The organism is Peribacillus frigoritolerans, from assembly GCF_030676415.1.
In the GTDB taxonomy this organism is placed as follows: Bacteria; Bacillota; Bacilli; order Bacillales; family DSM-1321; genus Peribacillus; species Peribacillus frigoritolerans_A.
The window spans coordinates 151,921-165,625 of record NZ_JAUUTW010000005.1; the positions used below are offsets into that span (position 1 = coordinate 151,921).

General features: G+C 39.5%; 13 protein-coding genes and 1 riboswitch. Of the genes, 2 read left to right on the forward strand and 11 right to left on the reverse strand.

Annotation, left to right across the window (positions count from 1 at the left end):
* Positions 1-21: 21 nt before the first annotated feature.
* The 6 genes from Q8G36_RS07300 to Q8G36_RS07325 form a co-directional block, all read right to left on the reverse strand.
* Entirely contained in the window at positions 22-837 is an 816-nt protein-coding gene (locus tag Q8G36_RS07300) for a metallophosphoesterase (protein WP_305160118.1), read from the reverse strand.
* Positions 838-933: 96 nt separating this feature from the next.
* On the reverse strand, positions 934-1,392 hold the full coding sequence (locus Q8G36_RS07305; RefSeq protein WP_063233188.1) for a YpbF family protein: 459 nt from the start codon (positions 1,390-1,392) through the stop codon (positions 934-936).
* 141 nt (positions 1,393-1,533) lie between these two features.
* Complete coding sequence (locus tag Q8G36_RS07310; protein ID WP_305160119.1) at positions 1,534-2,358, reverse strand: LysM peptidoglycan-binding domain-containing protein; 825 nt, start codon at positions 2,356-2,358, stop codon at positions 1,534-1,536.
* Entirely contained in the window at positions 2,336-2,962 is a 627-nt protein-coding gene (locus Q8G36_RS07315; protein ID WP_305160120.1) for a CPBP family intramembrane glutamic endopeptidase, read from the reverse strand. Before Q8G36_RS07315 ends, Q8G36_RS07310 begins: the two co-directional genes overlap by 23 nt.
* A complete protein-coding gene (locus tag Q8G36_RS07320) occupies positions 2,952-4,463 on the reverse strand; it encodes a RecQ family ATP-dependent DNA helicase (RefSeq protein ID WP_305160121.1) in 1,512 nt (503 codons plus the stop codon). The genes Q8G36_RS07315 and Q8G36_RS07320 overlap by 11 nt, the downstream gene beginning before the upstream one ends.
* Before the next feature lie 2 nt (positions 4,464-4,465).
* Positions 4,466-5,527: a helix-turn-helix domain-containing protein gene (locus tag Q8G36_RS07325; RefSeq protein WP_305160122.1), complete on the reverse strand. Its 1,062-nt coding sequence runs from the start codon at positions 5,525-5,527 to the stop codon at positions 4,466-4,468.
* Positions 5,528-5,816: 289 nt separating this feature from the next.
* On the opposite strand from Q8G36_RS07325, the gene Q8G36_RS07330 reads away from it, so the two are divergent.
* Positions 5,817-6,065, forward strand: a complete 249-nt coding sequence (locus tag Q8G36_RS07330) for a ferredoxin (protein WP_034308087.1) — start codon at positions 5,817-5,819, stop codon at positions 6,063-6,065.
* A 139-nt stretch (positions 6,066-6,204) separates the two neighbouring features.
* Here Q8G36_RS07330 and Q8G36_RS07335 read toward each other — a convergent pair whose 3' ends face one another.
* A complete protein-coding gene (locus Q8G36_RS07335; RefSeq protein ID WP_305160123.1) occupies positions 6,205-6,786 on the reverse strand; it encodes an ECF transporter S component in 582 nt (193 codons plus the stop codon).
* Positions 6,787-6,951: 165 nt separating this feature from the next.
* A riboswitch (FMN riboswitch) is annotated at positions 6,952-7,088 on the reverse strand.
* 330 nt (positions 7,089-7,418) lie between these two features.
* Here Q8G36_RS07335 and serA point away from each other — a divergent pair.
* Positions 7,419-8,993 carry a phosphoglycerate dehydrogenase gene (gene serA, locus Q8G36_RS07340; protein ID WP_305160124.1) on the forward strand — a complete coding sequence of 525 codons (1,575 nt, stop codon included), beginning with the start codon at positions 7,419-7,421 and terminating at the stop codon, positions 8,991-8,993.
* A 130-nt stretch (positions 8,994-9,123) separates the two neighbouring features.
* Here serA and Q8G36_RS07345 read toward each other — a convergent pair whose 3' ends face one another.
* The 4 genes from Q8G36_RS07345 to Q8G36_RS07360 form a co-directional block, all read right to left on the reverse strand.
* Entirely contained in the window at positions 9,124-10,347 is a 1,224-nt protein-coding gene (locus tag Q8G36_RS07345; RefSeq protein WP_305160125.1) for a hypothetical protein, read from the reverse strand.
* Positions 10,313-10,873, reverse strand: a complete 561-nt coding sequence (gene sigX, locus Q8G36_RS07350) for an RNA polymerase sigma factor SigX (protein ID WP_305160149.1) — start codon at positions 10,871-10,873, stop codon at positions 10,313-10,315. Before sigX ends, Q8G36_RS07345 begins: the two co-directional genes overlap by 35 nt.
* Before the next feature lie 218 nt (positions 10,874-11,091).
* Entirely contained in the window at positions 11,092-12,885 is a 1,794-nt protein-coding gene (locus Q8G36_RS07355) for an ATP-binding protein (RefSeq protein ID WP_305160150.1), read from the reverse strand.
* Positions 12,882-13,598, reverse strand: a complete 717-nt coding sequence (locus Q8G36_RS07360) for a response regulator (protein WP_305160126.1) — start codon at positions 13,596-13,598, stop codon at positions 12,882-12,884. The genes Q8G36_RS07355 and Q8G36_RS07360 overlap by 4 nt, the downstream gene beginning before the upstream one ends.
* Between the last annotated feature and the right edge of the window lie 107 nt (positions 13,599-13,705).

A 13,705-nucleotide genomic window follows, 5' to 3' on the forward strand; every position in this document is an offset into this window, starting at 1 on the left:
ATATGCTCGATTAAAAGCAGCCTAATAGTTTTTTTCCACAGCTTCGCCTATTTCAGTGTCTGTCCCCCTTTTCAGGGTGAAGAGGTGCGTTTCCGGCTTAGCCTCAAGCCTCAAAGGCACTGCGCTTGTCCCATAGCCATTACTCGTCATATATAAACAGTCCCCTTCTTTTTTTATGCTGCCAATCTGATAGGGCCCGAATCCGAAAATGCGAATCTGCCCGCCATGGGTGTGACCTGACAGGACGAGACTAATATGGTGTTCCGGAGTCAACTGTTTCTTGACCAATGGATTATGGCTCACCAAAATCCGAAAATCTTCATTGCCGCAATCCGACAGGGCAAGGTCAAGCCTATCTCGTTCTTCCGATATATCATCAATGCCCAGAAGAGCGATTTTGCTGCCATTTTGAGACTCAAAAGAAACAGCTGTATTATCAAGGATTTTCACACCATGTTTCAAAAGAGTCGCATCCAGTTCATGGAAGTCTCCTTCATAATCATTATTACCCCAAACAAAATAAAGGGGACCCAGTTCTTTTAGTTTCAATATATTTTTTTCCACACGGTCTAAGGGAACCCCGCTTTCCCTAATGTCACCGCCGATTATCACCAAATCTGCCTTGTCACGGGCTTCCTCAATTAATTTATCCGCAACGATCCGTCGATGAAGATCGGATATAAAAAAAATCCGAACATCGCCAAAGTCTTCAGGAAAGTCTTTGAAATATAAGTCTTGATAAATCAGCCTATCTTGCATAGCCGTACGCCACATGTAAATGATCGTGGCAAATGACAGCAGAATGATGACTAAAAATAATCCAGATAACCATAACATCTTAGTTAAACCTTCTTTCCAACCTTATCCCAAACGTACTTTCATATAACCATAAAACCATATTCCCCCGCAATTAAATATGATTTAACGCGACCATCATTTATTTTCATGATATAAGTTAATATCATAATTCTTCTTCATCATTTCAAAAACCTTATGGCGACTTTTCCATTCTTCCTCTTTTTCCCACAGTTGCTTACTTTTATTAATGATTTCACAACGCAGCAGTTGAAACTCCTTTTCAGCTTTATCAAGCTTTTTCTTAATTAAAACCATATATCCATATAGACCAATTGCTGCCGCCAAAAAAAGAAAATGGCTAAAATGGTCGACGAAAACACTAAACATACTGAAAAAGGAATAGGAATAGGGGACAACGATATAAAAATAAAGATAAATCATAAAAAGGGCAGCAACAATCATGGTTGCCCATAAGCTTTGAAGGTGCTTCTTTTTAAGTGCCTCGAATTTTTTCTTTCGATCCACGACATTCTGCAGCATTTGTTTTGTTGCTTGATCCGTTTTCTCATCCAATAAAATGATTGTCGATTCCATCGCATTTCCTCCTCTGCTCTTTCAAATCATGATATGAAAGAGTAGAGGAAAAAATGATAATGTACCTGTCGCGTTTACCTTCAAACTTTACCAAGTCAAACAATTTTAAAAACACCCTGCCTAAAAGACAGAGTGCCATCGTTATTTCTTAATCGGAATTTTCAATACCTGACCTTGGGAAATTTCATTGCCATTCAGCCCATTCCACTCCCTGATCAGAGCAATCCCTTCCTGTGATTTGTAGTAATTCATGGAAATGCGAAATAATGTTTCTTCACCTTGAACAGTATGTAAGACAACTTTGTATTCCTCTTTATCCGGTTTCGCGGCTTGAACATTTTCGGCAGCCTTTTTCTTTTCTGCTGCTGCCTTCTTTGCTTTTTCGTCAGCTATTTGCTGTGCTTTGGCTTTTTCCGCAGCTTCTTGCTGCGCTTTGGCCTTTTCCTCAGCTTCTTGCTGTGCTTTGGCCTTTTCTTCAGCTTCTTGCTGTGCTTTAGCCTTTTCCTCAGCTTCTTGCTGTGCTTTGGCCTTTTCTTCAGCTTCTTGCTGTGCTTTAGCCTTTTCCTCAGCTTCTTGCTGTGCTTTGGCTTTAGCCTCAGCTTCTTCTTTTTCTTTCTCAGCTTCAGCCTTTGCCGATTCTTTTTCCTTTAAATCATCTGCCATTGCTGTAGTTGGAATCGATTCAGTATCTTCCTCACTAAAGACGACTTGGTCACTTTTTTTAACAGGTACAGGCCTATCCTGCAGATATGTATAAAGAGTGTAAAATCCAATTGGAAGCAAAATAAAAAATAACGCTAATAATTGTATCATTGGGAACTTAATCTTCACTTTACTTTTTTTCTTCTTATTCTGGTGGACTTTGCTCCGCTTGGGCAATGATGACTTAGCCTTCTGACGTTCAATTCGCGAACGAAGTTCACCAGCCTGATCGTTTTCTTTTTCATTCTTTTGCACTCGGCTCATTCAAGTCACCCCCTTTCTTGCTAAACCCTCTTTGTTTTTTGTTCCTGATTAAAATACCAAGGATAAAGTCAATCAAAAAGTGGGCCGTTATCGTCACGATGATATTATTAGTCATTTCAAATAGAAAACCGATAAAGAAGCTCAAAACCAAAACATTTAAAAATAAAAACCAATTAAAAAGGTAACGATAATGAACGGCTGCAAAAATGAGGCTTGTAAGAAGCAAACCAAAATGTGTTTGCAACACTCCACGGAATAAGATTTCTTCACTTATCGCTACCACTAAAGTTACGACAAAAATCATCGGGTATGACAAACTACTGAAAATGCGTTCGTTAATACCACCATCATCCTGATAGGAAGATGGTGTCACTTTCATAAGCCATAAATCTAATAACACGACAATGACTCCAGCAGGAATTCCAATCAGCAAAATGTTCAGGTCATCAAAGATAAATAAGTCGAAAAAAGCAGAACGGTCTTTAAATAAAATAATACCTAAAAAGATGGCTAACGTTAAGAGAATAATTTGTGTAAGAAACAAATTATATAGCAACTGTTTATCTGTAAGTTGTTTAATCATTTCAGCTTGCTTATTTTTCATTGCTATTTTCCTTCTTTAATAAGATATAAGCCAATTCCTTTTTCCAAGTGGAAAAGGAATTGACCGGATCCACCTTGACTTCCGGCCATACATCAGCCATTTTTTCAGCATCCATCCCACAGATATCACAGCAGATGGGGTTCACTTCCCTTTGCTTTTCCCCAAAGTAGTCCAGTATCCCTAAACGGCGACATTCCTTTGCGTATATCCAGTGAAGGAATTTATGCAGCTTTTCTTGATTCCTGGATTTCCTCTTTTGACAATACTCTTTCATCTCTGCCACTTGATCTAGAGGATTTATATGGCCCGTAATAAGCTGCGTAAAAAAACGGAGCTGGATTTCGTTCAACGAAAAGGATTGAGACAGCTGTTCTTTTTCTGAGGGGGTCAAATTCGCCAGAATTTTTTGTGATGCATTAAGGAAAGAACATACACCATCGATTTGCGAATCCGTAGGCAACTGTTGCTCCATCAAATGCAGGGGGAGCCCTTCATCCCCTTCGCTATATAATAAGACAGCCACACTTTGTTTCCGATCTCGTCCCGCCCTGCCTATCTCCTGAAGATATGATTCCATCGTGGACGGGATATGAAAATGGATAACATATCTGACATCCGATTTATTCACACCCATTCCAAAAGCACTTGTTGCACATATAATTTTCAACTGGCCGGAAATGAATTGCTGCTGAATGAGCATCCTTTGTTCCTGTTCCATTCCACCGTGATAATAATTGACACTATCGATCCCGTTATCCTGTAAAAACCCAGTGACTGATTCCGCCACTTTTTTAGAGGAAAAATATATAATTCCGCTTCCGGTAAATTTCCTGACAAGCTCCAGCACACGGGCTAGCTTCTCATCGTAGCTGAACATTCGCTCGACAATAATTGCAATATTTTCCCGATCAACAGATGAGACCGTTTCCTTGGCCTGTCCAATGTTGAGTTTACCAACGATGTCCCTCCGGACCTCATCGGTTGCAGTTGCTGTCAGGGCAAGAGTCAACGGATTGTTCAATACACGCCTCACTTCTCCTAAATTCAAATAATCCGGACGGAAATCATACCCCCATTGTGAGATGCAGTGTGCTTCGTCTATGACGAACAAACCTATTTCTATGGATTTCAAAGATTTTATCACACCATCCAGGCTAAGCATTTCAGGAGATAAAAAGATAAAACGATAACTATGTAACCGGTCGAAAGCTTTCCTTTTTTGATTTAGCGTTAAAAAAGAGTTGAGGGTCAATACACTTTTTTCGCCACTCATCTTCAGCTGATCTGCTTGATCCTGCATTAAAGATAATAACGGGGAGACAATTAGGACAGTCTTATTTAAAAGATAAGCCGGCAGCTGGTAGCATAATGATTTACCTGATCCGGTTGGGAGCATCGCTAAGGTATGACGGCCGGACATCAATGATTCAACCACTTCCTTTTGTCCAGGACGGAATTCATCAAATCCGAATTTTTCTTTGAGGACTCGTTCTATGTTCATCATCACTCACCTATTTTCGCAAGTACAAGTCTTATTTGGAAAAAGCTTATTTGTTTATTATCGACCATCTGCTTGATTGCTTTGAGCTTTTTCGTACCAAGTTCCTTAATAGCTTCAGCAATTTCCCTCTCATCCTCGATAGTCACATAATCGGAAATCGGAAAATCTTTTTCCGATAAGACAATTTCTACGAGGTGATCTTCGATGGTATTGACTTTCAATCTGCGGATTTCAGCTATTTCACCCAGATTTTTCCCTTCCTGGATGTATCGTAAAGTAGTCTTTGTAGATTGTGTCAAATGAGGATTCCCACTTCTTTTCCAATCATTGGTTAATGAGGACAAGAGAGGGTAATCCTTTCCCGTTTCCATTTCTGCAAGCATTTGATGCAATGAGTCAAGGAATGTAAAGCGAACATACTCTTCTTCTACATCTTTCCTTTTTGCAATCTGTTCAAACGTAAGACCAATCCTGTTTATCCCGGTTAATTTCATAATGAAAATGTCTCGTTTCATATCACTTTGACTTTCTAAAAGAGATATCAGTTCATCATATAGATGTTGGGCGATCAACGCTCGATCCTGACGATTTGCATGTAAAAATTCCTTTACGAAGAATTGGATTTTGGGATTTCGCTGTATCGGATAAAAACGTCTTTCATTGTGGACAATATGGGATATGGTTTGAATGAGTAAGTTTAACCTTCCCCAGAAAACCGGGGTGATATTGTGATATTTCCAACCATTTATATACGTCGGAAAAGGATTATTTTTAAAGTAATCGCCTAACATTCGCTCACCTTGCATACTAATTTCATATGCATCCGATTTATCCGTTAAATTAATCAAGTCATGCTTAAGTAAATGTTCAATGTTTTGATTCAATTGCTGACGGGTAAATCGAGGCATTGTCCCAAAAATATCCGTTAACCCGAATAAATGGGCATCTTGGATTGTTTGTGACGATTTCTTACCCTGTAGCATATGGTATATAGCATAAATGGAGCGTTCGCCTTGAAATTTTTTTATCGCATATAGAATGATGGCCTGTAGATAATTATTCATGGGAATCACATCCTTTTTTCATTTACCAATAAACCCATTGTAACAAAAAACTGCAAAAATCGCCGTTATTATTGATGAATACAAGGGAATTTATGTGACTAAATGACGAACCATGGAAAGAACAAAGTTAATTATTTCGATGTTTTTCGTTGACATTCCGCTACATGATAGTAATTATCAATACAATTTCTATTGAAAAGTTTGGCATTCGGTCTTACAATAAGAAAGAGATAATAATCTGAAATAAAAAGATTATCAGTTGTTAATCAACTTAGGAGGGGTTATATTCATGGCTAAATTTACTATTGTGGATAAAGAAACATGCATAGCTTGTGGAGCTTGCGGAGCAGCGGCACCAGATATATATGATTATGATGACGAAGGGATTGCATTTGTTACCCTTGACGATAACGAGGGAATCGTTGAAATTCCAGATGTACTTATAGACGACATGATGGATGCATTTGAAGGATGTCCAACGGATTCCATTAAAGTTGCTGACGAGGCATTTGATGGAGATGCACTAAAATTCGAATAAAAGTACAAGCCATTTTCAATCGAGAATGGCTTTTCTTTTGGCCAATGTCTCATTACATCCTCTCATACAAAAAAAACAGACATAAAAAACAACCGAATATGGATATCCGGTTGTTTTTTTATGTCTATCAACAATGCCATTAAGCATTTTTATATAATGTTTGCTTATTGATCCATGTCTGTAATTTAATGAACAGCAACATGAATACAGATGTGATGAGTACGCCTTTAATCACGTTAAAAGGCAAGATTGCCGTCGTAACGAACTTTCTTGACTCGGGCGCCGACATTGCATCCCCTCCCATAAAGAAGGTATAAGCCGGTAAAAAGACAAAATAGTTTAAAACACTCATGAATACTGCCATGGAAACTGTCCCCGCAAGTAAAGCGAATGTCATCCCTTTTTTTGAATTGATTTTCTGAAATACATAATAAGTTGGCAAGACAAACAGTATTCCCGCTATAAAGTTAGCGATATGCCCCACAGGTACAGCAGTCAAGGTCCCTGTCATGACTAAATCCAATAGGTTTTTAATGAACTCGACTAGAATTCCAGCCATCGGACCGAAAATCAATGCCGCCATCAGTGCTGGTATGTCGCTAAAATCAACATTGAGAAAAGGCGGGAATCCTGGAAACGGGAAATTTAAAAGCATCAATAAATAAGAAATGCTTCCCATCATGGCAAGTGTGACCGTTTTTTTCACTTTGTTCTTTTTCATAGTTCTCTCTCCTTCTTTTCCGATCTACCTGAAAAAGAGGTTAGGGTTCCAAAATATGTTGATGCTCAATAAAAAAACCTTTAATTCCAATAGAATTAAAGGGATAAATTAAAGGTTACATCAAACAAACGTTCAGCAAATAATTGTTGAAACGCACTCAGGAACCTCCATCTTCTCCCATCCAGACTATACTGTCGGCTTTGGAATCACACCAAATCCTGCCTTGTAAGGCTCGCGGGCTTAGAAGGAGATATTCCTTCATCACCGCCGGTGGGGAATTGCGCCCCGCCCCGAAGATAGACCTATAAAATTTTTTATACTTCCCATTATATCTGAAATTCCCTTTTTTTGATAGCATTTTTTCTCAGTTGATGCATCTAGGATGAATATTGATCGTCGCAGTGAATGGCTTAAAACAAATTGTGGATTTACAAAATGACAATTCGAAATTTTTTTTTTATTATGCAAACGAAGACGAAGCCATTGATATCGCGGCATTAAACAAATGATCAGATGATAATAATTTTATTAAGCGCTTACATCCGGATAAGCCAAATTGACATAATCAGCATTTCAATTGTAAAATTAACTGAAATTTAAGATAATTCTTTTCCCTAGGAAGGTGTTTAGACGTGTATCGGATTTTAGTAGCAGACGCCATTAAACCAGAAGGACTCGGACCGCTATCAGAGGCATCCAATATTCATCTCATTCAGAAGACCGTAGAGGAAGCTGCAAACGAACTTGATCAGATCGATGCAATTCTTGTGAGAAGTGCAACGAAGGTTTCGGAAGATTTAATGAACCGTATGCCGCAGTTAAAAATTATAGCACGCGCTGGTGTCGGAGTTGATAACATAGACATCCCCGCGGCGACAAAACGCGGGATTGTCGTGGTTAATGCACCTGACGGCAATACCATTTCAACAGCTGAACATACCTTCGCCATGATGGCTTCATTAATGCGCCACATTCCCCAAGCATATGCTTCACTGAAGAATGGGGAGTGGAAACGTTCTTCATTTACGGGAACTGAACTTCGTGGTAAAACATTAGGTATAGTTGGCTTTGGACGTATCGGAGGGGAAATTGCCAAACGTGCTAAAGTGTTTGGCATGGATGTCATTGTTTATGATCCGTTCCTGACTGTCGATCGTGCAAAGAAAATGTCCGTAACGGCCCTGCCGTTAGATGAATTGCTTCCTAAAGCAGACATCATTACTGTTCATACACCATTAACAAATGAAACTAGAGGATTAATCAATAAAGAAAAACTGCTTACCTGTAAAAAAGGGGTTTATGTTCTGAACTGCGCCCGTGGTGGAATTCTAGACGAAGATGATTTATATGAAATGTTAGTTGAAGGACATGTTGCAGGGGCGGCACTGGACGTTTTCGTCGAAGAACCTCCACTTGGCCATAAACTGCTTGAACTGGCTAGCGTCATTGCTACACCGCATCTAGGTGCTTCCACGAAAGAAGCCCAATTAAATGTTGCCGTACAGGTTGCCCAAGAAGTATTGACCTATTTCGAAGGAAATCCTGTCTCAAGTTCAATCAACCTTCCAGCCATATCTAAAGAAGTGTTTGAAAAGGTACAGCCATTCTATCAACTTGTTCAGCAAATGGGATCCATTGCTTCTCAGTGCATGAATGAAGGAATTCAGGAAATCTCCGTTACGTATGCAGGAGAATCATTGGATTTCGATACAGCAATTCTTACAAAAAGTCTAATCTCTGGCTTTTTCAGATCAAGAGTTGATGCATCAGTCAATGAAGTGAATGCTTTGTTGATCGCAAAAGAGCGTGACATAACCGTTGGTGAAAAAATCTCTACGGACTCTTTAGGTTATTCGAATTTGATCAGCCTTAAAGTAAAAGGTGACAACCGTGAATTAACAATCAGTGGGACCTATATCGAAAATTACGGTTCTCGGATTGTAAGTTTGAATGGTTTCAAAATCGACTTTCATCCGGAATCGAATTTACTTTATATCCAGCATACCGATAAACCTGGTGTAATCGGTAACGTAGGTAAAGTCCTAGGTGATCACGGAGTGAATATCGCCACCATGCAGGTTGGCCGAAAAGAAGCTGGCGGGGAAGCCATCATGGTTTTGAGCTTTGATTTACCATTAGAAGACAACATGAAACAATTTTTAATGGAAACAGAAGAAATTACATTCATGGCCCGCATTTCATTATAAGAAGAAAAAGTGCCCGTCAGCGCGGGCACTTTTTCTATGAATGCAAGGGGCTTTTGCCAACCATTGACAGGGTGTTTATAAAGCACCATCATATGGAAAACCTCCCCATCGTTTAGTCTTGCTCCCTGCATCAATTCACTTGGTTCGGTGCTTTGGGCACCAATATGTCTTCAGTTAAATTCAGCTGGCCTACCTCTTCAATAGGAGCATTTTCAAACTTCACTTTTTCAAAACCAAAATCCTTAGCTATGAAGAGTATGGCTTCTAAAGCTTGAAGGGATTCCTCACTATTTTCAATAGCAGCTTGATCTGATAATTGAATGACCACAAGATTTCCATTAGAGCTTATCCTTTCCCATTTCAGGTCATGCGGGATTGCAGGTGAAATTCCCTCGATGTCCGCCTCCCCTTTTCCAGCTTGCAGCGCCTCCTCAAAGTCCGCATAACCCATATTGCTTGGAACAAGGAACCTTGGGGAGGACTCATCTCTTTGGTAAAGAAGGTATGTGCGATTTTTTTGATGAGGTATATCCACTTCCTTTAAATATCCCGCATGCGCAAACATGGCACCTTGCTCACCATCTGTAGAAAATGTCATTTTCTCTATATTGTTATAGGAAAGCGTTTCCTCCATCGAATGGAGAAAAAGTGTATCTTCATCCAATAGTTGGCTTTTTTCTTGAAAATCAATATGAGCAGTGGTCATATCGTTTCCTTGGCTAATCTTTATATCAAGTGGAAAATAGTCAGATAGCCCATATTGCTCTTCATCGATATCGGACATTTGATTAACTAACTGATTCAGTGTATCACTTTCGTCATAATGTTTGAGTTTAATTGAAATGGGAACGATGAAATTCATTTGATCATCAGGGACACCCATCGTAATGATCGATCCATTTTTAAGGTCATCTTGATAGATCGCTTGTGCAAATGTTTTTTCCTTTTCACCTTTTCGGGGTTCCATTTCTGAAACCTTGTCTTTAGATTCGATTTCCGCTTGCTTACTTGAAAACTCTTGATTATCCTGTTTATCTTCTAAAGGATTTTCTTTGTTACTTGCATCCTGCCATTCAAGATCCGCCATTTCCTTATTTTCAGATAGAGATAATTTCCCACTACCGCCGCTGCCCTCTTGACTTGTCGTTCCTTTTTTTTCGATAATTAACGATGATGCCAAAACAACCATTAAGAATAAGGAGGCAACGCCCGCAAATAGAGGCATCCAGTGTTTCTTTTTCTTTTTATCATGTATTCTCGCAAACACCTCTGCCTTGGTTCGGTCATCTTTTAATTTCGGAAGCTCGCGTAGCATGTCTTCAATTTCGCTTTCTTTCCAACGGGATCTTCTCAATGCGGTGGCCCTCCTTTCCTGATAAATCTTCCATCAACTTTTTAATAGCCTTCAAAGCACGGTGCTGGGTCGTTTTTACCTTACTTTCACTCCAATTCAATACTTCAGCAGTTTCCGTAATGGACAATCCCTGAATATATCGTAAAATGATGACGGATCTTTGATCGACAGTACACCGGTTTAAGCATTGATAAATACCTTGGATTTCATCGTTCATGATAGCCACTTCTTCGGGAATGGGTTCTTTATCTTTTATCAATTGCCTATCCCAATCAAAGTTAGGAAAGATTTTGTCTTTCCACCCTTTTTGTTTCCGAAAGTAATCGATCGTCACATTTCTTGCAATCGAATACATCCACGTTTTTTCACTGCTTTTTCCTTCGAAGCGTTCATAGGCCTTCATCACCCGGATATAGACCTCCTGAACAAGGTCCTCAGCCGTTTCTCGATTTTTAGTCATATAAAAAATGAATTGATATATTTCCTGATGATATTTTTCATAAAGATCGTGGAAAACGGAATCCATCATTTCCCCACATCCGTTCATAAATATAGTCGTCAATCCTAACGAAAAGTTACATACTTCGGCTTTAATCTTATTATAAAATTCCGTTAATTTCCACATATCAGGGACTTCTTATTTTGTTTCCTAAAAAAAAACAAAGACAAGTTGGAAAGAAATCCAATTGCCTTTGTCTTCTCAGTTCCTTATGAAACAGGATTTTTTGGCAAGCCACCCGTCATTCATTCAGCATTTTCCATAATTCGAGGCAGGATAAAACTAAACGTCGTCCCTTTATTAGGTAAACTGTTTACCGAAATGAAGCCATCATGGGCATTGATTATATTTTTCACGATGGCCAAACCCAATCCGGTACCCGAACGGCCGCGGGTCCTTGCTTTATCCGCTTTATAAAACCTCTCGAATACAAAAGGTAAATCTTCTTCGGGAATTCCAGATCCAGAGTCCCTCACATCAATGATGAGACCCCTTCGATCACTTGTCCTCTGAATGACATCAATGTTACCGCCTGGAGGTGTATGACGAATCGCATTATCAATTAAATTGGTCAAAACCTGTTCAATACGGTCCGGATCGAAATGCCATTGAATTTGATCGTCTTGCAGACTGGCTGATATTGTGATCTCTTTTTCTTTAGCCAGCCCGGAAAACTTACTTGTAATCCTCTTTAAATAAGGAGAAATAGGTACGCATTCATAGCTAAGGTTCATTTTACCCGATTCCAATTTAGCAAGATCGAGGAGATCATTGACTAAACGTCCCATTCTCAAAGACTCATCATAGATGATGCGGGCCATTTCCACCTTTTCCTCTTCACTGCTCGCAATGTCATCTACAATCGCTTCACTATATCCTTGCAACATTGAAATCGGCGTTCTTAACTCATGGGAGACATTCGCTATGAAATCCGTCCTAAGTTTGTCCATACGTCTTTCATCACTCATATCCCGTATGATGGCCACCGCTCCGCGAATATTGTCGGCATTTGTATATAGCGGACTGACAATCAATCCCCAATCACGGCCCTGCAAGGTAATTTCACCGACTTGCTCCTTATCGAAGGACTCTGATTCATCAAAAAGATTCATCAAAACCAAGGGGACATTCACATTATCTTCCCGGTTATAACCCTTTTCAAAGTACCAGGATTGCAGAAACCTTTCCGCTGGCGGATTCGTTTCAAGAATTGTGCCATCTTTATTGAAGGTAATGACCCCATCTGCCATACTGCTAAGGATGCTTGAGAGATGTTCCTTTTCCTGACTTAGTGCATTCATATTGAATTTCAGTTGCTTCCTCATCTGATTAAACGCTATGGCCAGCTCACCGATTTCATCTTGAGTCAAGATTGGTACCTTTGTATCAAATTTCCCCCGGGCAATCGCTAAAGCGGCTTCCCTCATCTTCACCAAGGGGGCATTGATTCTTGTGGATAAAAAGAAAGCAAAAATCGTTGTCAAAATAATGGCGATGCCCGCTGCCAATAAAATGAACTGTGTAGTCGATTTTGTGGTTTCTTCCATGGACTCCAACGATTGAAATAGGAAAACTTCATCCTGTTCCCCATTCAATTCAAGTGGAATGCCTACTACGATTGCGGACAATTCCTCGTTTTCCGCATCATCGGATAGGGCCATTTCCTTTTTTACAGTCTTTCTTTCGGTAAAAACCTTGAGCAATTCAGAATCATTTTTAATGGATTCCGGAGTGATTTCAAACTCATTATCTCCCCCGATGGATGAGAATACCATTTTATCATCATTAAGAATGATCATTTTCGTTTCATTGCCTATTAATTCCGAAGCTATTTGTAAAACCTCATTGCTGGATCCCTGATGTTCATTGGTTACCTTAATGATTTGTTCAGCGGTTTTGGTTAAATCATTTTCAATATTTTCAATTTGGAAGTTCTCAAAGAATTCAACCAGGAGAACGGTTAAAACGATTAATACAAACGACACGAGCAATAGGATCGTTGCCCATAGCTTCCCTACAACACTGCCCCATAGCATCAGTCATTAATGACTTCGAACTTGTAACCTACACCCCAAACGGTGACAATCATCTTGGCCGCGTTTTCGGATATACGATTTAATTTTTCACGTAAGCGTTTAACATGCGTGTCAACAGTTCGAAGATCTCCAAAGAATTCATAGTGCCACACTTCTTTTAACAATTGCTCCCGATCGAAAACCTTATCTGGGGATTTCGCCAAGAAATATAATAATTCATATTCTTTTGGTGTTAATGAAACCTCTTTGTTATCAGCGAGTACACGGTGAGCATCATTATCAATGGTTAGATGTGAGAAGACGATCACGTCTTTTGCCGTCGTTTCCGTCTGCATGTAACTTGTGCTTGAAGAGCGGCGTAATAAAGCTTTAACCCTTAACACGACTTCACGGGGGCTGAAAGGCTTTACGATATAATCATCGGTCCCCACTTCAAACCCTTGAACGCGATTCACTTCTTCCCCTTTAGCAGTCAGCATGATAATCGGTGTCGTTTTCTTTTCCCTTAATTCACGGCAAACTTCGATTCCATCTTTACCAGGCATCATAATATCCAATAAAATTAATTCATAATCATTTTCAAGGGCTTTTGTTAAAGCCATATCTCCATTTTCAGCTTCATCGATTATGTATTCTTCTCTTTCCAAATACATCTTTAGCAGCCGGCGGATTCTTTCCTCATCATCCACCACGAGAATTTTAATAGCATTATACATTATGTAATCAGCCTCCTATCATATATTCTACAAAACGAAAACTTCCATGACTAATACTTTTTACTTACAAAGTACGATAAAGAGCCAATTTCGCCTGGCTTCCATGA